Source organism: Fuchsiella alkaliacetigena (assembly GCF_023227765.1).
In the GTDB taxonomy this organism is placed as follows: domain Bacteria; phylum Bacillota; class Halanaerobiia; order Halobacteroidales; family Acetohalobiaceae; genus Fuchsiella; species Fuchsiella alkaliacetigena.
The window spans coordinates 13,164-36,957 of sequence record NZ_JALKBZ010000025.1 but is presented as its reverse complement, the minus strand read 5'-3'; the positions used below and the strand labels follow the sequence as shown (position 1 = coordinate 36,957).

Annotated in this window: 24 protein-coding genes and 1 pseudogene; 4 read left to right on the top strand and 21 right to left on the bottom strand. The window is 36.1% G+C overall.

Translation table 11 applies throughout. The annotated features are described in order from the left end of the window. Window positions 1-278 precede the first annotated feature (278 nt). From MWH30_RS08540 to MWH30_RS08530, 3 genes are read right to left on the bottom strand one after another with little or no spacing between them, the layout of a single operon-like run. The gene (locus MWH30_RS08540; protein ID WP_248663652.1) at window positions 279-698 is read right to left on the bottom strand and encodes a hypothetical protein; all 420 of its coding nucleotides are present in this window, start codon (window positions 696-698) and stop codon (window positions 279-281) included. 45 nt (window positions 699-743) lie between these two features. Continuing rightward, complete coding sequence (gene larC2, locus MWH30_RS08535; protein WP_248663651.1) at window positions 744-1,871, bottom strand: nickel pincer cofactor biosynthesis protein LarC2; 1,128 nt, start codon at window positions 1,869-1,871, stop codon at window positions 744-746. 38 nt (window positions 1,872-1,909) lie between these two features. After that, window positions 1,910-2,764 (bottom strand): NAD(P)/FAD-dependent oxidoreductase, encoded by an 855-nt coding sequence (locus tag MWH30_RS08530; protein WP_248663650.1) that lies wholly within the window; start codon window positions 2,762-2,764, stop codon window positions 1,910-1,912. Window positions 2,765-3,111: 347 nt separating this feature from the next. Between MWH30_RS08530 and MWH30_RS08525 the strand changes: the two genes are divergently transcribed. Together MWH30_RS08525 and MWH30_RS08520 are read left to right on the top strand one after the other, a co-directional pair. Further along, the gene (locus tag MWH30_RS08525; protein ID WP_372494151.1) at window positions 3,112-4,413 is read left to right on the top strand and encodes a phenylacetate--CoA ligase family protein; all 1,302 of its coding nucleotides are present in this window, start codon (window positions 3,112-3,114) and stop codon (window positions 4,411-4,413) included. Between the two features lie 17 nt (window positions 4,414-4,430). Beyond that, window positions 4,431-4,862, top strand: a complete 432-nt coding sequence (locus tag MWH30_RS08520) for an ACT domain-containing protein (RefSeq protein WP_248663648.1) — start codon at window positions 4,431-4,433, stop codon at window positions 4,860-4,862. A gap of 41 nt (window positions 4,863-4,903) precedes the next feature. Here MWH30_RS08520 and glpK read toward each other — a convergent pair whose 3' ends face one another. From glpK to ilvA, 3 genes are read right to left on the bottom strand one after another with little or no spacing between them, the layout of a single operon-like run. Beyond that, a complete protein-coding gene (glpK, locus tag MWH30_RS08515) occupies window positions 4,904-6,400 on the bottom strand; it encodes a glycerol kinase GlpK (RefSeq protein ID WP_248663647.1) in 1,497 nt (498 codons plus the stop codon). A gap of 45 nt (window positions 6,401-6,445) precedes the next feature. Next, window positions 6,446-6,826 carry a RidA family protein gene (locus tag MWH30_RS08510; RefSeq protein WP_248663646.1) on the bottom strand — a complete coding sequence of 127 codons (381 nt, stop codon included), beginning with the start codon at window positions 6,824-6,826 and terminating at the stop codon, window positions 6,446-6,448. Between the two features lie 27 nt (window positions 6,827-6,853). Beyond that, window positions 6,854-8,068 (bottom strand): threonine ammonia-lyase, encoded by a 1,215-nt coding sequence (gene ilvA / locus MWH30_RS08505; RefSeq protein ID WP_248663645.1) that lies wholly within the window; start codon window positions 8,066-8,068, stop codon window positions 6,854-6,856. 293 nt (window positions 8,069-8,361) lie between these two features. Between ilvA and MWH30_RS08500 the strand changes: the two genes are divergently transcribed. Next, window positions 8,362-8,619 (top strand): AbrB/MazE/SpoVT family DNA-binding domain-containing protein, encoded by a 258-nt coding sequence (locus MWH30_RS08500; RefSeq protein WP_308221609.1) that lies wholly within the window; start codon window positions 8,362-8,364, stop codon window positions 8,617-8,619. 79 nt (window positions 8,620-8,698) lie between these two features. On the opposite strand, the gene MWH30_RS08495 is transcribed toward MWH30_RS08500, so the two are convergent. The 4 genes and pseudogenes from MWH30_RS08495 to MWH30_RS08480 form a co-directional block, all read right to left on the bottom strand. Further along, on the bottom strand, window positions 8,699-9,829 hold the full coding sequence (locus tag MWH30_RS08495) for an NAD(P)/FAD-dependent oxidoreductase (RefSeq protein WP_248663644.1): 1,131 nt from the start codon (window positions 9,827-9,829) through the stop codon (window positions 8,699-8,701). 177 nt (window positions 9,830-10,006) lie between these two features. Beyond that, entirely contained in the window at window positions 10,007-10,711 is a 705-nt protein-coding gene (locus MWH30_RS08490; protein ID WP_248663643.1) for a cell wall hydrolase, read from the bottom strand. 25 nt (window positions 10,712-10,736) lie between these two features. Continuing rightward, window positions 10,737-11,261, bottom strand: a complete 525-nt coding sequence (locus MWH30_RS08485; protein ID WP_248663642.1) for a YqeG family HAD IIIA-type phosphatase — start codon at window positions 11,259-11,261, stop codon at window positions 10,737-10,739. Window positions 11,262-11,408: 147 nt separating this feature from the next. After that, window positions 11,409-11,882 (bottom strand): annotated as a pseudogene (locus tag MWH30_RS08480) (sigma-70 family RNA polymerase sigma factor); the annotation flags it as partial. A gap of 513 nt (window positions 11,883-12,395) precedes the next feature. On the opposite strand from MWH30_RS08480, the gene MWH30_RS08475 reads away from it, so the two are divergent. Further along, window positions 12,396-13,847 (top strand): recombinase family protein, encoded by a 1,452-nt coding sequence (locus tag MWH30_RS08475; protein WP_308221608.1) that lies wholly within the window; start codon window positions 12,396-12,398, stop codon window positions 13,845-13,847. Here the strand turns inward: MWH30_RS08475 and MWH30_RS08470 are convergent. The 11 genes from MWH30_RS08470 to alaS all read right to left on the bottom strand — a co-directional run bounded on the left by MWH30_RS08470 (window position 13,835) and on the right by alaS (window position 23,739). Continuing rightward, complete coding sequence (locus MWH30_RS08470) at window positions 13,835-14,092, bottom strand: hypothetical protein (protein ID WP_248663640.1); 258 nt, start codon at window positions 14,090-14,092, stop codon at window positions 13,835-13,837. The two genes, MWH30_RS08475 and MWH30_RS08470, sit on opposite strands and share 13 nt — an antisense overlap. A gap of 83 nt (window positions 14,093-14,175) precedes the next feature. Next, entirely contained in the window at window positions 14,176-14,397 is a 222-nt protein-coding gene (locus tag MWH30_RS08465) for a DUF4911 domain-containing protein (protein WP_248663639.1), read from the bottom strand. Window positions 14,398-14,404: 7 nt separating this feature from the next. After that, window positions 14,405-15,622 (bottom strand): peptidase U32 family protein, encoded by a 1,218-nt coding sequence (locus MWH30_RS08460; RefSeq protein ID WP_248663638.1) that lies wholly within the window; start codon window positions 15,620-15,622, stop codon window positions 14,405-14,407. Next, a complete protein-coding gene (locus tag MWH30_RS08455; protein ID WP_248663637.1) occupies window positions 15,622-16,275 on the bottom strand; it encodes an O-methyltransferase in 654 nt (217 codons plus the stop codon). The genes MWH30_RS08460 and MWH30_RS08455 overlap by 1 nt, the downstream gene beginning before the upstream one ends. 23 nt (window positions 16,276-16,298) lie before the next feature. Next, window positions 16,299-17,330, bottom strand: coding sequence for an endolytic transglycosylase MltG (gene mltG, locus MWH30_RS08450; protein WP_248663636.1), 1,032 nt, complete (start codon window positions 17,328-17,330; stop codon window positions 16,299-16,301). Between the two features lie 147 nt (window positions 17,331-17,477). Then, complete coding sequence (locus tag MWH30_RS08445; RefSeq protein ID WP_248663635.1) at window positions 17,478-17,789, bottom strand: DUF4258 domain-containing protein; 312 nt, start codon at window positions 17,787-17,789, stop codon at window positions 17,478-17,480. 69 nt (window positions 17,790-17,858) lie between these two features. Further along, entirely contained in the window at window positions 17,859-18,140 is a 282-nt protein-coding gene (locus MWH30_RS08440; protein ID WP_248663634.1) for a DUF1292 domain-containing protein, read from the bottom strand. Window positions 18,141-18,162: 22 nt separating this feature from the next. Next, window positions 18,163-18,570, bottom strand: a complete 408-nt coding sequence (gene ruvX, locus MWH30_RS08435; RefSeq protein ID WP_248663633.1) for a Holliday junction resolvase RuvX — start codon at window positions 18,568-18,570, stop codon at window positions 18,163-18,165. Window positions 18,571-18,584: 14 nt separating this feature from the next. Continuing rightward, window positions 18,585-20,783 carry an alkaline phosphatase family protein gene (locus MWH30_RS08430; RefSeq protein WP_248663632.1) on the bottom strand — a complete coding sequence of 733 codons (2,199 nt, stop codon included), beginning with the start codon at window positions 20,781-20,783 and terminating at the stop codon, window positions 18,585-18,587. 18 nt (window positions 20,784-20,801) lie between these two features. Continuing rightward, entirely contained in the window at window positions 20,802-21,071 is a 270-nt protein-coding gene (locus tag MWH30_RS08425; protein ID WP_248663631.1) for an IreB family regulatory phosphoprotein, read from the bottom strand. 40 nt (window positions 21,072-21,111) lie between these two features. Further along, window positions 21,112-23,739 (bottom strand): alanine--tRNA ligase, encoded by a 2,628-nt coding sequence (alaS, locus tag MWH30_RS08420; RefSeq protein ID WP_248663630.1) that lies wholly within the window; start codon window positions 23,737-23,739, stop codon window positions 21,112-21,114. Window positions 23,740-23,794: the final 55 nt, after the last annotated feature.

Genomic DNA, 23,794 nt, shown 5'->3' with positions numbered 1-23,794 from the left:
CTATCCTCAATAGGTGTTGCTTTTTTATCTTATTTGTATTTATTTACATTTAAGGGATATATAATTAATAAAAATTTGCCCTTGACAAATGAAAATATTTTTTATGCAATGCTAGTGATAAAAAAAAGATACTCTAACAGCCTATTTCTATAAAAAATAAAATTAACCTTCCTATTTTATTTAAATTTTTGCTAAGTAAAGCTTTATTTAAGGATTATCAATAATATTACAGTATTAATTTATTTAATTCAATTTCATAGGCATCAATTTAAGTTAAATTAATGATGATTACTGAAACTATTACTCAGCAGTTCATCAACTACAGTTTTAATGCTATTTAAAACCTCCTTATATTCTGCTTTCATTACTGAAGATAAGTTACTCCCCCAGTCTATTTCAGCTACTTCTATAGTAACTAAAACCAATTCCGCAAAGTTAGCTGACTGTTCAAAGTTAATTAATAAATAGTTCAGCTTACCTGCTTCAAAGTTATTAGCAGCAGTCTCCAAAACCATTATCTTTTCAGCAGCTATATCCTTCAATATAGCAAATAAGTTCTTACCATCACTGCCTCCATTAATAAATCGAATAGACTCTTGCTCAAAGTCCCGCTTTAAACTCTCTAAAAGATGAATACTTAACCCACGATCCTGCTGTTTTAAATCACCAATACCGATTACTGCTAATTTATAGGACATTTCATCACCCACTTTGTAGCTTTACTATCAATAAATTTTCCTGTTTCATTCATTTTTATGCATCGCAAAGTTACTCAGGGCCCGCCTATAAACCTCCGCTAAGGAAATGCCAGTCTTAGCAGCTACTTGGCGACAGTCTTCATACTCCGGAGCAACATTGAGCAGTTCACCAGTTAAATAACCCAGCTTCAACTGCACTTTTTCTCCTTTAACCTCCACTTCAACTAGCTGCCGCTCCAGTTTATATCTATCTTTATAATCAATTCTCACTCCTAAAGTAGTAGTCTCCTTAAAGATAATCTCCAAAATAGAGCTCAAATCCTCTTCTGCAAGCAGTACGGTCAACTTTTGAGCCGGTCTATTCTTTTTCATCTGAATAGGAGTTAAGTAAACATCCAAAGCTCCGCTAGCCATTAGCTTATCTAAAACATGTTCATAAAACTCTCCAACCATATCATCAAGATTACATTCCAACACAGCTATTCTATCTTGAAGATAAGCTGAAGCTGCTTTTGCTGTTTCTCCTAAAGTAACTCTCAAGCACCTTTCTCCACTAGAATTGCTTTTAGCCCAGCCATAACCACTTTCGTCTAAAATCAGCTCTGGCTGTCCCTCAAAACTATGAACTAAATAGCTAATAATAGTAGCTCCTAGTTCGCTAACTAAGCTTGCTCTCTCATTATCTGCAAAAACAGTCACCCCTCTTAATAACTCCAAAACTCTAGCTGAAGGATGACTACCTAACTGTATAGACGAAGCATAAATCTTAGCTATATTTAATCTATCTAGGCAGATTAATATTCCCGCAGTATAGACTAAAAATTCAACCCCTTGCTCAAAAGAAACCAGCTCACCCTTTAGCTTAAACATCTTTTTAAAAATACTCAGCATATCTTCCTTAAGCTCAGTTGACAGTTTAGAGTTTTGAATTAAAGCTCTTAACTCCTGAGCAGCAATCTGTTTTCTGGGGTTAACTATATTTAAACTTAACTTAGCTCCCCTTGCTTCCTTAGTTAACTGTAATCCTCTTTGTAGATCTAGCTCTAAACTAGAAAAGTTTATTTTATTTAATTGAAACAGTATAGCTTCAAAATCCAAATCCAGATCCAATAAAGCAGCTAAAAGCAGCTCGCCGCTAACTCCCTGTTGTAAGTCCAAATAGGCTATTTTCACCAAATCACCTGCTTCTAATTTCTACAAATAAGTAAATACTACTTTTTAACTGCATTTAAAGCAGCTAGTTGACCTTCTCCTACCGCCTTAGGTAACTGTAAAGGGGGGCCAGTACAGTCTCCAGCTGCATAAACACCTTCAATATTAGTTTCAAAGTTTTTATTCACCTTAATATATTTATCATCTAGCTCCAGCCCAGAAATAATCTCTCCGGTAGGAACAGTAGGCCGCAGAATAAAGACTCCATCAACCTCTAAGCTCTCCTCGGCTAATACTAATTTTTCAACTAGATTATCCCCTTGAATAGCTTCTGGATCAGAGTCAATCACCTCTACAGCAGAGTCTAGCTCTTGCAAATCTGCTTCGTACTGAGGAATAAAGTAAGTAGCTTCTGCTAATTCGGCTAAGTAATTAGCTTCTTCAATACTCTCTTCAGCATAACCTAGTACCGCTACTTTTTTATTCTTAAATAACTGTCCGTCACAGGTAGCACAGTAACTAACTCCCTGACCTAAAAATTCAGCCTCACCGTCCAACTGAGTCTGATTATTAACTCCAGTGGCCAAAATCACCTGCTCCGCTTGGTAGTTTTCTTGGTTACTGGTTAAGGAAAAGTAATCTCCCATAGAAATTATCTGTACTATCTTTTCTTCAATAATCGGCACTTCCAGCTCGGTTAAGTGATCAATAAATTTTTGAGTTAGCTCTTCTCCATCTATATCGTAAAAACCTAAATAATTCTCCACATGTGGAGCTAACCAGATTCGTCCTCCTAGCTGTTGACTTTCGAAGATAGCCACCTTTTTATTTCTAATCTTGGCATTCAGTGCTGCTGACATCCCTGCTGGGCCCCCCCCAATAACTGCTATCTCAAAACTATTTTCTTCACTCATCTTATTTCCTCCTTCAGTTTAATTTTTACTTAAATTAACAAGTTTATTACTCTTGAATTTTCATTTCCTATACACTAATTTTTAAAAATACTGCTTATAATTAAATTCAAATTCAAAGTTAAAATAATTTCGTTTGTTCTTTATCATTTGATTAAAACAATATACCAATAAAATTATACTCCACCTGCAATTTACCAAAAATCAATCATTAACTCATCATAATTATATATTACCAACTATTAATATTCAAACATTAACTAACAACTTTTCAATCCCTCACTGCTTGATATCCCCCCACTAATATGTTAAAATTAAAAAGATATTTAATGTAAAGTTAGGAGGGAATACTGTTGATTTGGAATCAGAAATATGAAAGCATGGATAGACAAAATTTAGAAGAACTACAAGTCAAACGTTTACAAGAAACTATCAACAGATTAATTGAAAATGTACCTTTTTATCAGCAGAAGTTATCAGCATTAGATGTTCAAGCTGAAGATATTAAATCAATTTCTGACTTAAGTAAGTTACCTTTTACTACTAAAGAAGACCTCAGAGATAACTATCCCTACGGTCTCTTTGCCACTCCCTTAAAGGAAATAGTAAGGATTCATTCTTCTTCGGGAACTACAGGACAACCAACAGTTGTTGGTTATACCCAGGATGATATTGAAATTTGGACTGAACTAATGGCTAGAACTATGAGCTGCGGTGGAGTAAGTAAAGGAGATATTGTTCAAAATGCCTTTGGTTACGGACTATTTACTGGCGGTTTAGGTATTCATTATGGCGCTGAAAAGGTAGGAGCTTCGGTAATTCCTATTTCTGGAGGAAATACTAAACGTCAAATCAGGCTAATGGAAGACTTTGGTAGTACAGCCTTAATGTGTACCCCATCTTATGCCCTTTATATAGCTGAAGTAGCTGCGGAAATGGGCTTTGATATTAAAAATTCAAAATTAGAATACGGTATCTTTGGGGCTGAACCTTGGTCGGATAATATGCGCCGAGAAATTGAAGAACTATTAGGAATTACCGCTATCGATATCTATGGACTAAGTGAGATTATCGGGCCCGGAGTAGCCAGTGAATGCGAAGTTCAGGACGGACTACATATTTTCGAAGACCATTTCATTCCTGAAATTATCGATCCTGAAACGGGAGAAAATTTAGGCTATGGTACAAAAGGCGAATTAGTCTTCACCACTATTACTAAAACTGGACTACCTATACTTAGATATAGGACCAAAGATATTTCAGTTTTACACCAAGAGAAATGTAGTTGCGGACGTACCTCAGTCAGAATGGAAAGAATCAGTGGACGAGTTGACGATATGCTAATTATTCGAGGAGTTAATGTCTTCCCTTCTCAAATCGAAAGTATATTATTGGATATCAGTGAAACTAAGCCCCACTATCAATTAGTAGTAGAGCGCGAAGACAGCTTAGATCAATTAGAAGTACAGGTTGAAATATCAGAAGCTATCTTTTCTGATGAGGTAAGACGTTTAGAGAGTTTAGAAAGAAAGATTCACGGCGAAATCGAAAGTGTATTAGGAATTTCAGTTAATGTTAAATTAGTAGAACCTCATACTATTCCCCGCAGTGAAGGTAAAGCACAGCGGGTTGTAGATAAAAGAGAGCTATAGAAAGGAGCATCCTTAAAATGAAAGTAAAACAGATTTCTATATTTTTAGAAAATAAGTCCGGTCGTCTGGCTGACGTAACAGAGACCCTAGGTTCAGCAGAAATAAATATTAGGGCCCTATCCATTGCCGATACCTCAGATTTTGGCATTCTCCGCCTAATCGTTGACCAGCCTGATAAGGCTTTAGCAATACTAAAAGAAGAAGGTTTTACTGTTAACGAAACCGAAGTAGTAGCAGTAGGAGTAGATGATACTCCAGGAGGTTTAGCTAAAGCTTTAGCTGTACTTAAAGAAGAAGAGATAAACATAGAATATATGTACGCCTTTATCGGTAGAGCTTCTGGAGATGCTCTGGTAGTCTTTAGAGTTCAGGAAATTGAAAGAGCCAATCAGGTGTTAAAAGAAAGAGATTTCAATCTATTGAGCGCCGAAGAGGTATATGAACTATAATATTAATCCTACTGGTCAGCTGGCCAGTAGGATCTTTAAATTTAATCTTCTTCCCAGCTCATAGCTCGTTTAACTGCCTTCTGCCAACCCGCATAGAGCTCTTTTCGCTTAGAATCATTCATTTTAGGCTTGAAAACTCTATCTACCCTTCTTTTACTCAAAATTTCCTCTTTATCTTGCCAGTAACCCACAGCTAAACCAGCCAAATAAGCTGCTCCTAAAGCAGTACTTTCAGTAACCACAGGTCGTTCCACCTCAGTAGCCAAAATATCTGCCTGAAACTGCATTAAAAAATCATTAGCTGCCACTCCGCCATCAACTCTCAACTCCTTTAGCTCCAAAGCAGCATCAGCCTGCATAGCCTCCAAGACATCCTTAGTCTGATAAGCTAAAGATTCCAAGGTAGCTCTAATAATATGATTTCTATTAGTTCCTCTAGTAAGTCCCAAAATAGCCCCCCGAGCGTACATATCCCAGTAAGGTGCTCCTAAACCAGTAAAGGCTGGAACTACATAAACTCCCTCAGTACTGCTTTCTTTATTAGCAAAATACTCCGAATCTGCAACCTCATTTAGCAGATGTAACTCCTCCTTTAACCACTGTACAGCTGCTCCAGCTACAAAGACACTCCCCTCCAAAACATAGTTTAGCTGACCATCTAAACCCCAAGCAATACTAGTTAATAAGTTATGCTCAGAAATAACGGCTTCTTCACCCGTATTCATCAGCATAAAGCAGCCTGTTCCGTAAGTATTCTTAACCATTCCCCGTTCATAGCAACCCTGACCAAAGGTGGCAGCCTGCTGATCACCAGCTATCCCAGCAATAGGGATCTGAGCTCCAAAGGACTGAGCATCGGCTGTATATCCGTAGACTTCGCTACTGGGCTTAACCTCAGGCAACATAGACCTAGGTATTTCAAAGATATCTAAGAGCTCCTGATCCCATTCTAAGCTATGAATATTGTACAATAAAGTTCGAGCAGCATTACTATAATCAGTTATATGTAGCTGACCATTACTTAGCTTCCAGACTAACCAGCTATCTACAGTTCCAAACCTCAGCTTTCCTGCTTCTGCCTTCGAGCGAGCTCCCTCTACATTATCCAAAATCCATTTAATCTTAGTAGCAGAAAAGTAAGCATCCAACACTAAACCAGTCTTCTTTCTAATCTTATCCTCTAACCCTTCCGCTTTTAAACGATCACAGATATCAGCTGTTCTGCGATCCTGCCAGACAATAGCATTATAGATAGGCTCCCCAGTATCAGCCTCCCAAACTACTGTAGTCTCTCTTTGATTGGTAATTCCCAGTCCCGCAATTTCCCTAGGCTGAATATTGGCCTCCGATAAAGCAGCAGCCATTACTCCACTGCTAGTTCCCCAGAGCTGATTAGCATTGTGCTCCACCCAGCCTGCTTGAGGATAAATCTGTCTAAACTCCTTTTGAGATTGGCTAACAATTTCTCCTAGCTTATTAAAAATAATTGCTCGTGAACTAGTCGTTCCCTGATCCAGAGCTAAAATGTATTCTTCCACCGCTTAATCCTCCTCAATTATAAAACATTATCGGTCTATTGCCAACTATTTAACAGCTATAGCCGAAAGCTCTAAGCCAACATCCATCGGTAAGCGAGCTGCTTCTATACAAGCTCTAGCCGGAGGCTCTTCGCTAAAGTAGTCAGCAAAAACCTCATTGAAGTCCTCAAACTCTTCCAAATCAGCAATAAATACCTCGGCCTTAACTACATTCTCTAGTCCATAGCCTGCCTCAATTAAAATAGCTTCCAGATTATCAAGCACCTGCTTAGTCTGCTCCTGTATACTGCCTCGCACCACATCTCCTGTTTTAGGGTCGATAGGCACTTGTCCCGAAATAAACAAAGTAGCTCCTGCTTTAACAGCTTGTGAATAGGGCCCTAAAGCCGCCGGAGCTTCTTCAGTACTAATAATTTCTTTACTCATCTTAAATTCCTCCTTTAGTTTTTATTTTCATCTTAACCTTTTTAAATCATAATCAGCCTTCTCTAAAGCCTTAATTACCGTCTCAGTATGCTTTTGATCTCTAGTTTCCAAAACCAATCTCACTTCAGCCTGTTGCAAAGAAAGATCAGGATTGGAACGATTATGACTAACGGAGATAATGTTTGCTTCTACCTTACTAATAACCCTTAATAGCTTCTCTAAAACTCCAGGTCTATCAGGAAGATAGGTAGCTAACCTAATTCTCCGACCTGCCTTAATCAGCCCTCGATTAATAACTGCTGCCATCATATTTAAATCTATATTCCCTCCACTTAAGACAGCTACTACTTTCTTACCCTTAAATGGAAGCTGTCCTTGTAACAAAGCTGCTAAAACTGTAGCTGCTGCTCCTTCAACTACTAACTTTGATCTTTCCAATAATAAAGAAATAGCATAAGCAATTTCTTCTTCAGTCACAGTTATAATCCGATCTACAAGCTCGGAAATAATAGAATAAGTTAATCGACCTGGCTTTTTGATCGCAATCCCATCGGCAATAGTATCTATTTCAGTTAAAGAAATCAATTTTCCTGCAAATAATGAAGATTTCATAGCAGCAGCCCGTTCAGCCTCCACTCCAATCACTTCCACCTTTGGCTTTAACTCTTTAATTACAGTAGCTATTCCTGCCAATAATCCTCCCCCACCCACCGGAACTAATATTACTTCCACTTCCGGAAAATCAGCTAAAATTTCTAAAGCAATAGTTCCCTGACCAGCAATTATATCTTTATCATCAAAAGCTGGAATAATAGTAGCTTCCGTCTTTCGAGCTTTATCTTCAGCTACATTATAAGCATCATCATAAGTTTCCCCTTTTAAGATTACTTGAGCTCCATAGTTTTTAGTAGCCTTTGCTTTAGCAATAGACACTCCTTTGGGCATAACTACTGTAGATTCAATTCCAGCTTGCATAGCTGCTAAGGCAACCCCTTGGGCATGGTTACCTGCTGAAGCAGCTATTACCCCTCCTTCTTTTTCACTAGAATCTAAATTAATTATTTTATTATAAGCACCTCTAATTTTAAAGGAGCCTGTCCTTTGTAAGTTTTCCAGCTTCAAATAAACCTGCTTCCCACTAAAATTACTAAAACTTCGTGAATAATCCAAAGCAGTCTTTTTAACTACTCCTTGTATTTTCTGAGCTGCTTTTCTAACTTCATTTACTGTTATTAACTCCATCGACAAAACTGCTCCTTTCCCTAACTTATCTTATTTATATTCTTAACTAAAAACCATTAAAAGATAAGTGTTTATCTTTCTTTATCAAAGTACTATTAAAGCTTTCATTTAATAAGAAAGATCAAATTTATGTAAAACAATAACTTGAATTACAAAAAAATATCCATATGACAGAAAAACCTTGAAAAAAATTACCAGATAGGGTTGACAACTTCAATAATCTGCTATATAATTGAAGTATAAATATTGTCGAAATATGTAGTCAATGGCAATAAAAATAAGGAGGGAGACAGGTGAAGTCAACAGGTATTGTAAGAAAAGTAGATGATTTAGGAAGAATGGTTATTCCGGTAGAACTTAGAAGAACCTTAGGTATAGAAACTAAAGATGCTTTAGAAATTTATGTAGATGAAGATAAGATTATCTTCAAGAAGTATGAGCCGGCCTGTATTTTCTGTAGTAATGCAGAGAATACAATTGAATTCAAGAATAAGATCATCTGCTCTGAGTGTCTAAACGAAATGGCAACAACAACTGAGGAAAGTGCTTGATCGAATTAACTTACTTATATAAGTAAGAATAATGACAAGCAGTATTAATAATACTGCTTGTCATTTTCCTTTTTATCGACTATCCTTTAAAGCTTGGAAAAGATACCTCTGACTTAAAAGCCTTATATAAGTTTGAATAGTCCTCTCCTTCACAGACCGTTAAAATTAATTTTTCTAAAATCCAACTTTTTTTACTAACTAACTTATGAATAGGTTTAGCAAACATAAAAAAGAGTTTACTAATTAGCTTTGCCTTTTTAAATCCAGGCAAAAGTTGCTGATTGATTAATTTAGTATACCTATCTAAAGAAGCAGTTCCAGCTAAAGTTTCTATTATTACTTCACTAGCCAATTCTCCACTTTTTAAAGCATAGAATAGTCCTTCTCCTGATAAAGGATTTACCAAGCCAGCAGCATCTCCTACTAATAGGGCCCGCTTAGCAGTCAACTTTCTTTCCTTGCCACCAATAGGCAGTAAATGTCCTTTGGCTTTAACGGCTTCATTTTCAGCTAAATCCTCTCCAATTAAATACTTTTCTAAGCTACCTTTTAAGCTTAAGCCTTGAGCATAGGTTCCTATTCCTACAGATAAGTACTCCCTTTTAGGAAAAATCCAACTATACCCCTTATTGATAACTCCATAGTCTATGCTAAGTTTTCCTCTATGCTCCGCTAACTGCTCCTCACTTGCCTTTAATTCCTTCTCAAAGGCTATAGCAAATTCACAGTCCTGAACTAAACCCAAATCCTCTGCTACTAAACTTTTTACTCCGTCAGCCCCTACTAATAAACGTCCTTCAAAAATATCCTCCCCGCTCTGTACCTCTACTTGTTCTTCAGTAATTGTCAAGCCAGTCACTTCAGTACCAGTTAAAACCTCTACTCCTGCTTCCTGCGCCCGATTCACTAAAAACTCATCGAACTTATCTCTCATCACCATATAAACAAGAGGGTCTAAAAATTCGAACTCAACTGGAAGTGTAGAATCATAAGTAAAAACAACATCTCTAATCTCATCTTCAATTACACCACTTAAATCAAAATCACTTAATAATTTTTTAGTCTTAGCTGTTAGCCCCCCTCCACAAGCCTTATACCTAGGTAGTTCTTCTTTTTCTAATAGAAGTACTTCTAAGTCGGCTCGAGCCAAGTTATAAGCAGCATAGGCTCCGGCGGGCCCTGCCCCTACCACTATTACATCGCATTCCAACTGATATCACTCCAATCTTATTTTAATTATCAAACCTAATAACATTTTAATATTAAATAGCTAACTCTTCAAGTTAAATCAACAAATAAATACTTTTATTTGTTAGCAATGATCTCCAAATAAAAAAATCCAAGATAAGGTCATTGACCTTATCTTGGAAAAACTATCTCAGTTAATTTAATCCGCAAAAACATGATTATCGATTCTAACAGTCACTGGTCGATTAGAAATCCATTCTAATCTAGTAGCAATCCGAGGATTATAAAAATAACGAGCATTTCTAGTCGGATCATAACCAACTAAAGCAGCTTTAGCAGCTTTAATAGACTTCGAAGTAGGAGGTAAATTAATTTGACCATCAATTACAGCACTAAACTGACCTTGTTCATAGATAACTCCTTCTACACTATTGGGAAATCCATTATCATCTACTCGATTTAAAATTACTGCCCCTACAGCTACCTGTCCCCTAAAAGGCTCTCCGCGAGCCTCACCATTAATAGCTCTAGCTAAAGCCATTAATTTATCTTCACTAAAATAGCTTTGTTCAATGTAATTCCCTAATTTTAAATGTTCAAAAGTACTAGTGCTTACTACTCCATCGATAGTCAGCTCTTTCTCTGCTTGAAACTCCTTGACAGCTTCTAAAGTCTTTCTGCCAAATAACCCATCAATATCTCCCTGATAATAATCTAAAATCCGTAACTGCACCTGTAAATAAACAATATCTACTCCTTCATCACCATAACCTAAAGTCCTATCTCCTAATTCAAAATTATAGCTATTTCTAGCCTCTGCAACTTCCAAATTAAATAAACTCAGATTTAAGACTATCAGCATTACTAAGGTTAACAAAAATTTATATTTGAAAAATTTATGCATTTGACTTTGCCTCCTTGTCAAATGTTTATTTTAATTCTAAACATTTTTTTAATTTTTTTTCCACTAATCTAATTAATTTAGTACCTACAAAATCTTTTTCCGATAAAGGATCAAGCAAAATACTTATCAAGCCTAGTCTATTAGCACCTAAAACATCGGTAAATAATTGATCACCAATCACGGCTACTCTATTCTTTTCTACTGCTAATATATCCATAGCTACTTCGAAATATTTCTTACTAGGTTTAAAAGCTCTAGCGATAACGGGGAAGTCCAATTCTTCAGTAGCCTGATTGACTCTGCTAGTCAAAGCATTAGATAAAATAAAAATAGATATACCAGCTTTTTCGGCTTCAAATAACCACCTCTTAACCTCTGGACTTATCTTATTAGACTCCCAATTTAAAAGAGTATTATCCAAATCACAAATTATAGCCTCAACTTTTAAACTCTTCAACTGATTTATATTTATTTGTAAAATATTTTGATAATAAAAGTCAGGTTTAAGCATTTGCTCAAATATTTCTTTAGCCTTTCTTTGTAATAACATCAGTTCTACCTCTATCTATACCCTTAATCAATCTAATTATCCAATAAAATTATAGTTAATATGTGAGTAAGTTAAAACAACCCTAAAAAGCTCCACCAATAACTAAAGAATTATTATATCAATTTCATTAAAAAAATTATAATTATTTCAAAAAAGTGAATTCAATTTTTTTAAAGCTTTTTTTTCAATTCTAGATACATAAGATCTGGAAATACCTAGTTTATCAGCTATTTCTCGTTGAGTATACTCTCGGGCATCCTTTAATCCATATCTAAAGATAATTACTTTTCTTTCTCTATCAGTTAATTTCTCCATCTTTTCATATAATTTTTCCTGATCTAAGTTTAACTCAACTTCAGCTGATACTAAATTAGCTTCAGTACCTAGAACATCTATTAAAGTAAGTTCATTTCCTTCTTTATCAGCTCCTATAGGATCCTGCAACAAAACTTCTTGTTTTACATTCTTATTTTGACGGAGATACATTAAGATCTCATTTTCAATACACTTAGATGCATAAGTAGCCAGTTTAACTTGCTTACTGGGGTCATAAGTATCTATAGCTTTAATTAAACCTATAGAACCAATAGAGATTAAATCTTCTGTATTTTCTTTAGTATTAGCTAAGTTAACTAATTTACAAAAAATAAAATAACTGACTACATTCCATATTATCCCCCCTGTTTATTAAATAATATTCAAAAAATCAGAACATTTATTACTAATTTCCTTTTAAAGCTTAATTAGTAAATAAGGTGTTATTGATCAGTATATCTTTTTTCTAAAAAATAACTCTGCTACTTTTTTTTGTTTATTACTTAAAACCAAACTCATCTTAACATAGAACTAGGCTTAATGCAAGACTAGATAATATAGAGTTTCCCCAAAAATTAATTTCAATCATTTGTTTTACTATAATTTCTTTATTAGTAAAAATACAGAGGTTAAAAATGCTCAATCATCTATAAATTCAAGAAATTACTCTATACAAATTTCAAAATTATTCAAATTATTGGAGCATATTAGATCAAAAAGTTTGTATATAAAAAAATGGGGAAACTCTATTAGATAATGATTAAGTAACTTTTTATTAATAAAAAAAATAAGCGAAAAATATAACTTTATTTATAGGAGGTGTCTAAATTAAAAAAAGCTGTAATTTACGTTAGAGTTTCAAGTTCTCAACAAGCAAAAAAAGGATTGTCAATAAATGCTCAATTAGAACAACTACATAAGTACGCTCAACAAAATAACTATCAGATCTTAAAAGAATATATAGACTCTGGCCAAAGCGCTAAAGATGATCAACGACCACAGTTTCAAGAAATGATCCAAGAAATTAAGAACAATCCTGATAATTATGAAGCAGTGTTAATACATAAAATTGATAGATTCGCTCGTAATCGCAAAGATAGTGTGCTCTATAAGTCTTTATTAAGAAAAAAATGTGAAGTAGATGTAATATCTATTACAGAAAACTTTGGTAAAGATGCTATTGGTAAGATGGTAGAAGGTATTTTAGAATCGGTAGCAGAATTCTATTCAGAAAATCTAGCTCAGGAAGTTAAAAAAGGACAACTACAAAGAGCTAAACGAGGGCAAGCTTTAGGTAAACCACCACTTGGTTATAAAATCAATTCCCAAACTGGCAAATATGAAATCCAGGTAGAGGAAGCTAAAGTAGTAAAGTATATTTTTAATGAGTATATAATAGGGAAAGGCAGTAAAGAAATCAGCCAAAACTTAAAATCAGGCTTAACTGATTTGGGTAAGGCAGCTTTTAAAAAGAGTACCGGAGAAATAATGAAATGGAGTAATGTTACTATTCTTAAAATCTTAAAAAATAAAGCATATATCGGAACCTTTAATTGGCAAGAAATCAGCATCGAAAATAATCATCCTGCCTTAATCGATCAAGAAGATTTTGAGTTAGTTCAAAAGTTAATCTCTCAAAGAAAAAAAAGACATCATTCGCAAACAAAACCAGGTTATCTATTACAAGGTTTTCTCAAATGCTATGAATGTGGAGGTAGCTTAAGTAGACAGATTATTCGCCAAAAAGATAAACGTTATAACTATACGCGCTGCATTACTAATCAAAAAGAACGAAGCTGCTATACTAATATGCATCGAATAGAAAAAGTAGAAAGTGTTTTTTTAAAAAATTTAACAAAGATTATAATAGCTAGCAAATTTCCTAAAAAGATCAAACAAGCTAATAGCTCTCTACTTAAAAAAGAACAACAAAAACTTAAAAGTAAATTAGATAGCTTAGATAAAAGATTCCAAAGACAAATGAAGGCTTATGAAAAAGACATAATCAACTTAACAGAATTAAGCGAGGCAAAAGAAAGACTAAATAAAGAACAAGAAGCTTTAACAACTAAGTTTGAAAAAATAAAACAAAAACTAGAGCAAGAAAATCGAAAGGAAAAACTCTCAAATTTAGAGGCGAGGGAATTATGTAGAGTTTTACTAAAAGAGCAACTTCCATTATCCAAAAGACAAGCAAAGTTAAACAAAATTATCAAGGAACTTCGACTCAGTAAGAAAAAAGAGCTAATTGAGATAATTTATAAAGGGTAAAAGTTTTGTAATAGCCATAAATTAGCCTTATCAAATTTTTTAACAATATGAGCTACCAAACGCAAGTTATGCTCAATCAAAATATCTTTAACCTCTTCCTCACCCTCCTTTAATCGTTCTAGATACTCCTTTTCTTCTTCTGGCTCTAGAGGATGAGGAAAAGCATTATTCTTCTTCACATAAGAGACTAACAACATAATTCCCTTTAAAAAGTTGTTGCCTATTTCAATCAATAAACCAGGCATTTAGCTTATCCCTCCCTAAGAAAAAGATAGTCTAGTTATATTTATATGGGCCAGAAATAAAAGCTGTGCCTGTCCTAGCAAATTCATTCTATTATTTTTAAAATCTTCAATTCAATCTTATCGGCTAAATCGTCTAAAATAGCCAGTACATCTTCTTTAGTACTAGGTGATAGTTTTAGCTCTATCAATCCTCGTTCTCCACCGAGAATAGTTACCATAGCTAATCCCTCATAAGCCTTAAATATTTCATCAACAAAGGCCATTTCTGACTTTTCTACCTCTACTTTAATCCTGACAGTCTTCATACTAGTCCTATTTCTCCCTTCTAAGCAAATCATACTTCTGTACCGGTTGGCTAACTGGTATAGTAATCAACTGATGGGGATGGGGAGCATCAACAATTAGCTCTCCTTCCTCATTTTTAATATATTCTAAAGGCTGAGTAAAAGTATCAGTCTCAGGACCAAAAAACTCAACTACATCATTAACAAAGAACTTATTTCTAACCTCAACTACTGCTTCTTGGCTAGCCGGCAGATACTCCTGTACTAAGCCCATAAAGTCATAGTTACGCAGATAAGCCGAAGAGTCGTAGTTCTGTCCTGCCGGGCCCGGCTCCCCCAAATAAAAGCCAGTACTGTAATGACGATGACTAATCTTTTGTAACTCCGTTAACCACTCTTTTTGAAACTGATACTCCCCCGGAGCAGCTAAATAAGTATCTATAGCCTGTCGATAAATATTAGTCACCGTAGCTACATAGTTAATACTTTTCATTCGCCCTTCTATCTTAAAGCTACTTAGCCCAGTAGCCATTAACTCGGGAATATACTCTATCATGCACAGATCTTTAGAGTTAAAGATATAGGTGCCGCTTTGATCTTCAAAAACCGGATGGTACTGGCCTGGTCTTTGTTCCTCTACTAAGCTATAGTTCCAGCGACAGGAGTGAGCACACTGGCCCCGATTGGAGTCTCGATTCACCAAATAGTTACTCAGTAAACAACGACCTGAATAGGAGATACACATGGCCCCGTGAATAAAGGCCTCAGTATCCACCTCTACTCGCTGATTAATTTCCTTAATCTCTCCTAGATTAAGCTCTCTAGCTAGAATAACTCTCTTAACTCCCTGCTTAGCCCAAAAATTCACACTTTGCCAGTTAACATTATTAGCCTGAGTACTCAAATGAATCTCCAGTTCAGGTGCTACCTTTTGCACAACACTTAGTACTCCTGGATCAGCTACAATTACCGCATCTACTCCTAGCTCTGCTAAGGTATTTACATACTCCTTTAGCCCTACTAAATCCTGATTATGAGGGATCATATTTAAAGTTACATAAAGCTTAACCCCTCGCGAGTGAGCAAAGTCCAAAGCCTCCTCTAACTCTTCAACCTCAAAGTTATCAGCTGCTTGACGCAGTCCATACTGCTGTCCACCTACATAAACCGCATCAGCTCCATAAAGAACAGCTATCTTCAGCTTTTCCAAATTTCCAGCTGGAGCTAATAGTTCAGCTTTACTCATTAAACATCATCCCCCAACTTCAAACTAATTGCCAAGCCATCACCTAAAGGTAAAATAGATGACTTCAAGCCTGGATCTTCCATAACTCTATCTATATACTCGCGCAACCTATAAACCAAAGTATCATAGCGAGGATGCATCAGCTCATCATTGCTGATCATTCCTTTAAAGAGAATATTATCGGCTACAATTACCCCTTGCTCTTTGGTTACCGCTAAAGCTTTCTCTAAATACTCCACATACTGCCCTTTAGCTGCATCAATAAAAACCAGATCAAACTCCTGCTGTAAATCAGCCATTATCTGCACCGCATCTCCAACTAATAATTCAACTCTATTTTCTAAGCCCAGTTCTGCAAAGTTTTTTCTAGCTACTTTAGCTTCTCGCTCCTTTAACTCAATAGTTACTATCTGGGCTTGATTATCCTTAGCTAACCACAAAGTAGAATAGCCGGTCCCGGTTCCTAACTCCAGTATTTTTTGCGGTCTTTGAATGGCAATCAGCAAAGACAAAAACTCCCCTACTTCAGTATCAATAATAGGAATATCTTTTGCTAAAGCCTCTTCTTGTAAGCGCTTTAAATCTTCACTAGGTTCTGGAGTAATTTCCTGTAGATGTTCATTCACAAAATCTGTTAATATATTCTTACTCATCCTACCACTTCCTATTTCTTATTCTAATCTGAATACCTTAATTCATTCTGCAAACGAAGATGTTCTTGATAGCTTTTACTAAACTTATGGCTTCCATCCTCTAAAGCAAAGTAATATAAGTAATCGGTTTCTGCTGGATTCAAAGCTGCTTTAATTGAAGCTAAACCAGGATTATTGATCGGGCCCGGAGGCAAACCAGCAACACGATATGTATTATAAGGAGACTCAATCTCCAAATCTCTATATAAAATCCTATCTTTGCGTTCAGACAAAGCATACTGAACAGTAGCATCTAACTGTAAGCGCATTCCCTTCTCTAGACGATTATAGATAACCCCAGCAATCAGTTCTCTTTCCTGATCATATTTAGCCTCACCTTCAATTAAAGAAGCAATATTTATAATCTCATCCACCTTATATTCGCTTTCTTCAATTTGGGCCCACAACTCACCATCCAGTTTAGCCATAAACTGTCTAAGCATCACTTCAACTAATTTATCGCTGCTAACTCCACGAACAACTCGATAAGTATCAGGAAAAAGATACCCCTCCAAAGGATATTTGCGCTGACTAAGATCATAATCTTGCAAAAGCTTAAAATCCTGGCTCAATCTTTCCGCTGCTGTTAAAAAATCTTCAGCCTCAACATCAGTTTGGGTAGCTATTCGCTGAGCTATGCTTTCCACAGTAGCCCCTTCCGGAATAGTGAACTGCTGCTTAAAAACTCTTCCCATTACCATACTATCTATTATTTCATTAAGCGACATAGCCGTATTAAAATCATAATAACCGCTCTGTAAACGATGTTCTACTCCTCTTATCCTAACTGCTGCTCTAAATAATAGCGGCTCTCTAATTAATCCCGCTTCCGCTAAAGTTGCAGCCACCTGATTACTGCTCATTCCAGCTTTAATCTCCACTTGCTGCTGTTTAACCTGCTCTTCTTCAACAGGACTACTCAAATAATAAATACCACTTCCACCAAACAACAAAATAACTATAATTAACAAAAAAATTAATCTTTTCTTTACCCCGCCACTCTTTAATTTTAGCAAATAACCTCACTCCTTGCAGACTAATTAAAGCTAAATTCTTTACTTAATTATAAACAATTACTTTTAATTTAGCAAATCAAATATAAAAAAGCAGATGGTTATCGAAATTCCGATAACCAATCTGCAAATCTGCAAGTTAAACTTTTCTTAAGCTATTTCTTCAGCTATCTCTTCTAATAAAGTACCATCCTTAATATGTATATTAGCCCTGTCAATTACTGTGATCACTACTGCCTTCCCCTGTCGAACTTCAATTATAACAGCCAAATTATTCTGTTGGTCTAAAATCGCTATTTCCTTACCAGAATTATTATATTCCAACAGCTTATCTTCTAGACTGAGAATAATCCCAGTTACCAAAGTACTTTCAATACCTCGTTCCTTCATCCGTTGCAGAGCATGAGTTGTACTTTCAATCCTAAAGTATCGATCTTCTAAAAAACATTCTCTTAATAACATATAAAGCCCCCCTTGCCTTGGATTTACTACTAGTATCTCCATTTTCTTGGGGCTTTATACTTTTAAAGGCTAATTTTGACGAAGAGCCTCTATTTCAGCTTGAATTTTATCTAATTCTTCTTCATCTACTACTGGTACTAAAACCTCCACTCCCGCTTCATCTTTATCCAATCTAAAAGCATAACCTTCAGCCACCTCTTCTGCTTCTTTTTCCACAGATATAAAGTATTTATCATCTTCAATTTCCAGTTCCTCTTCAATAGAAAACTCAATCACTTTACCTTGGGCATTCTCTAATACTAAAACACCTGCTTCCAAATCAAGCTTAGTAATTTTACCTTCTTTTGACATCCTCCATCACCCTTTCTAAAGCTTATTGGCTGTCTAAGTAATTCTGCAAAATAATCACTGCTGCCATTTTATCTATCACCTGTTTCCTTTTCTTTCTACTCACATCTGCTGCTAACAAAGTTCTTTGGGCTGCTAAAGTAGACAGTCTTTCATCCCAAGTAATAACTGGCAGTTCTAGCTCTTCCTTTAACCTAGCCACAAATTCCAAAGTCTTTTCAGCTCTAGGTCCTAAGCTACCATTCATGTTCTTAGGCAAACCTACTACAACCTTTCCTACCTCTTTTTCGACAATTATAGACTTAAGTTCAGCCACTACCTGCTCCCAAGAAGTATTTTCAATCACTCTTTCTCCTTGAGCAGTCCAGCCTAAAGCATCACTAACGGCCACTCCAATCCTTTGTTCTCCCAAGTCCAAACCTAAAGTTCGCATTATCCACTCCTCTCTTAATTCGCTAAATCAATCCTTTGCATAACTAAATAAACAAAGCTAAGCACTGGAAATAACAACAAAGTAGCTGTAGCCACTATCCCCGAATCATTAACCAGCATAGCTACCACACTCCCCCAGATTACCCCACTAAAACCATAACATAAATAGGGATAGTCCTGGATTAAATTTTTTACTATTCCTAAAGGATACTTAAATAAAAATGCTAAAATTACTATAAAAGCTACTACTACCTGAGTCCAAATAGTCCATCTTAATAACTTTAAATTCATACTTAATTTTCTAGAAAGAATATTGAATACCTCTTTAAAACCCTCATTTTTCATTAATAAAACAGTCTGGCCTATATGAGTAGTTTCTGTAGTAGGAAGCAACAAATCAGCTAATATAACCCCGACAATTCCCAAAGATATAATCACTAAGGCCTTAATAACTGACTTTAAATTAAAGCTATAATCTATAATCAATAAATAAGTAAATACAAAAGCTAACACAGAAGTTATTAGCCCTCCGAAATTAGCTCCTAGTCTAGGATGGCCTATAGTAAAGGCTACTAAAAAAAAGCTACTCCCTAAAATATACTTGCTATACTTTTGTAAAGCTGGAAATCTATCTATAAGGCCTGTACTTCCTATCAACACAGCTCCAATCAACATTCCCATAAATTCATTACCTAAGCCGTAAAATCTAGCTCCAATTATCGGTGAATAACCCAACACCGAACTCCTAATCAGCCTAGCTCCTGTCCAAAGATCAATAATTAATAAGCAGGAAATTAAACTAGCAGTTATTAATAAGGGATCTAAATTATCAAACTCTAATCTCTTCAACAGATAAGCAATTATCAAACTCAATACTAAAAAAACAGCTATTGCTAGATACAGATTAATCCCTAAAAAGAAAGAAGAAAAGAGAAAAAAGAAAGGAATAATTAATAAAATCAAAAGCAAATGTTCTACGAAATTAAATAAAAATAATAAAGATTGAGGCTTAAATATAACTAACAAAACCGCTAATATTAAAACAACTATTTGGCTTAAAATAAAGCTTTTAATCAGTATGGGGCGCCAAGAAAAAGTCTTTTTAATCTGTTCTTCCAAATCCTGAAGCTCGACTAAAGGAGAAGCGCTGCTTGAAATATGTATAGAATCCTGGACTGATTGCTGACTTAACCCCAATAAATCTAAAATAACAGGAGTTATGTCTAAATTGCTAATCAGTCCTGTTCTCCTAATAGTACTAGTTGTTAATAAACCAGACTCTATTTCTGAGCCAGCTAAAATAACGGGAACCAAATTCTGGCCCTCTCTTCTAGCTTCAGCTGCTGGAGTAGGAGTAAGTACCATTATCCTCTCTTGTTCCAAATCTAATTCTGCCAATAACTTTCCTAATAAATTATCAACCCTTTCCAAGCTTTGTAGCTTAAAACTGTTAAACTCCTCTGGAGAGTAGCTGCCATAAAGAGTGTCTGCTCGGGCCGTATCTCCAGACTCAACTATAATTAACTCCGCTTGAGAGCGATACTCCTTAAACTTGCTCAATAGATAACTATGGTCAGTCAAAAAAATAAAGGGATATTGGTCAGTATTCAGCACAGTTTGCTGACCAATATCCCCTAAAGCAATTTTTCCTTGGCTATCCATTCCTAATAAAGCTGCCTCTCTACCTAAGTTATACTCAGTACTTTTATCTAAGTAATCGCTATTGCCAATAACAGCTATTTTTTTATCTGCTTCCTGGAGCTGGTCCCCTAAAAAACCAGGTTGAGCCTGGTAATCACTTCTCTGATTCTGCTGAATTAACTCTGCTAACCTGATATTAACTACTTCAGCTTCCTCAGGCTGATTAGCAGTTTTAGCTCTGTACAGCTCTTTTACCGATCGACCTTGCCAATCCAGATCGATATTGAAGCTATAATTACCAGCTCCTCCGGCTACCGCTCTCTGTCCAGCTCCAATAGTTAAGTAAGCATTAGGAGAAGTTAAACCTCCAGCAGTGCGAGTATTCATCAATCCTAAAGCACCTTCTTCCATTAGCAGATCCAAATTAGGAGTTTCTGCTGCCTGTATCTGGTTTAAACTGACCCGATCTATAGTAAATATTACCAGATCCCTATTGTTTTCTTGGGCCGCAATCGGTACTGCAAGAAGAAATAGTAAACAGCTTAAAATTAATAAACAAAATAGCCTCTTCACTAATTATCCACTCCATAATTAATTATCAACTAACTCTTCCTTTTCCAAGTAACTTTTAACTAACTCTTCAATTAATTCATCTCTTTCAAACTTTCTAATCTTACTTCTAGCATCCTGATGACTAGTAATATAAGCAGGATCCCCAGATAGTATATAACCAACAATCTGGTTAATAGGATTATAACCTTTTTCTGCTAAAGCTTTATGTACTTCAGCTAATACAGTAGCAACTTCTCTCCGCTCTTCTTGCTCTACTCTAAACATCATCGTCTCATCATTTCTACTCATCATTAACCCCACCCTCAGTTTCATTTATCCTACTAAAAAACTAGCTAGCTTTAATTATCTTTCTAACCTCTTCAAAAGCAACATCCAGCTTCTCCGGTTGACTTCCGCCAGCCTGAGCCATATCTGGGCGACCACCGCCGCCACCGCCTACTACTTCAGCAACTTGACCTACAATTTGACCAGCATTAAATCCTTTTTCAACTAAATCATCAGTTACCATAGCTACTAACAATACCTTATTATCCAAATCAGAAGCTAGGACAATAACTCCTGAATCCAGTTTGGACTTGATGCTATCTCCCATACTCCTCAGTGCTTCAGCATCTAAGCCTTCAACTTGCTCCATCACTAAATTAATTCCGTTAATCTCCTCTTGATTAGTAAGCAACTCCCCAGCTTGAGTACTAGCTAACTTATCTTTAAGAGCCGTTATTTGCTTTTCTAATTCTTTAACTTGCTCCTGCACCTTATCTACCTTGGCTACTATCTGTTCCGGTTCGGCCTTTAGTTTGCTAGCTGCTTCTTTTAACAACTCTTCTTGATGATTTATACGTTTTAAAGCATATTTTCCAGTCACCGCTTCAATCCGGCGTACGCCAGCAGCAATACCCCCTTCATTTATTATCTTAAATAGACTAATTTCTCCTGTAGCATCTACATGAGTTCCTCCACAGAGTTCTACACTATAATCACCGGCTTTAACTACCCGTACCTGATTACCATAGCTATTATCAAAGAGAGCTACTGCTCCTAATTCTTCAGCCTCTTCTAAGGTAGTCTCTAATACTTGTAACTCTAAATTTTCCCTAATCTGATAGTTTACCTCTTTTTCTATAGCCTCTAATTCTTCACTGCTGAGCGATTCAAAATGAGTAAAGTCAAAACGCAATCGCTCAGCTTCTACTAAAGAACCAGACTGCTCCACATGCTCTCCTAATACATTTCTTAAAGCATTATGCAAGAGATGAGTGGCAGTGTGATTACGCTTAATATGTTGACGTTGAGGAGCTCTCACTTGAGCAGTTATTTGAGCACCTAACTCCAACTTACCAGCTTCAACTACTACCTGATGAGCTATTAATTCCGCTTTATACTGGGTATCTACTACAGTAGCTGTCAAATCAGAGCCTAAAAGAACTCCTTGGTCTCCTACCTGACCTCCACTCTCAGCATAAAAAGGAGTTCTATCTAAAATCACCCAAGCTTCATCACCAGCAGCTAAGCTAGTTACCTCCTCTTGCTCCATTACTATTTTTAAAACTTCAGCCTCAGCTTCGGTGTTTCTATAACCTACAAATTCGGGTTCAGTTATTTCTTCTCTTAGCTGCTTAAATAATTCAGCTTCAACATGTCCTTGTTGATGTTCTTCTCGAGCTGCTCGGGCCCGCGCCTGCTGCTTAGCCATAGCTTCTTCGAAACCGGCTTCATCTATCTGATAACCTTTTTCTTCAGCAATCTCTGCCGTTAATTCCTTAGGAAAACCATAAGTATCATAGAGAGTAAATACCTCTGAACCAGAAATAGTCTGCTCATCTGTCTCTTCCAAACCCTGAATTAATTCTTCTAAAATATTCATCCCCTGCTCCAAAGTTTCTTGAAAGCGCAGCTCTTCCTGTTCAACTACTTTCTTAATCTGTTCTTCTTTCTGTTTAATTTCAGTATAAACTTCACCCATAATTCGTACTACTACCGAAACTAGCTTATGTAAAAATGGACTTTCCAGCTCCAATACTCCGGCATACCTAACTGCTCTTCTTAAAATTCGCCTAATCACATAACCTCTACCTTCATTAGCAGGCAAAACCCCATCACCAATAGCTAGGGTGATACTGCGAATATGGTCTGCAATCACCCGATAGGCCATCTTAGCCTCTTCACTACTTTGGTATTCATGCTGGCTATGCTCTTCAATAGCTTCAATAATTGGCATAAAGAAATCGGTTTCAAAATTACTCTCGACTCCTTGTAAAATAGAGGTTAATCTTTCCAAACCCAGCCCAGTATCTATATTCTTATCAGGTAAAGGCTTGTACTCTCCAGCTTCAGTTAAGTTATACTGAGTAAAGACTAGATTCCAAACCTCTTTATAACGATCACACTCACAACCAAACTGACAATCATCACTACAACCAAATTCAACTCCCATATCATAATGAATCTCCGAGCAAGGTCCACAGGGCCCGGTACCAATCTCCCAAAAGTTTTCATCTTTATCCCACCTAACAATTCTTTCGGCAGGAATTCCAATCTGATTAGCCCAAATATCAAAGGCCTGATCATCATCTTTATAAATAGAAATCCAAAAGCGTTGTGGATCTAAGTCCATTTCGCCCACTAAAAACTCATAAGCCCACTTAATAGCCTCTTCTTTAAAGTAATCTCCAAAAGAAAAGTTACCTAACATTTCAAAAAATGTATGATGTCTAGCCGTGCGGCCTACATTCTCTATATCGTTAGTTCGAATACACTTTTGTGAAGTAGCTATTCTAGTACGCGGAGGAGTAGCTCGTCCATCAAAATAATCCTTAAAAGGAGCCATTCCAGCATTAATCCATAACAAAGTAGGATCATCTTTAGGTACTAAAGGCGCACTTGGCAAAACTAAGTGTCCTTTGCTTTCAAAAAAATCTAAAAATTTCTGTCTAACTTCATCACCAGTCAAAACCATAAGTAAACTCTCCCCTTTCAATGAAAAAAAGGCTCTCTAAATTACAGCATAATAC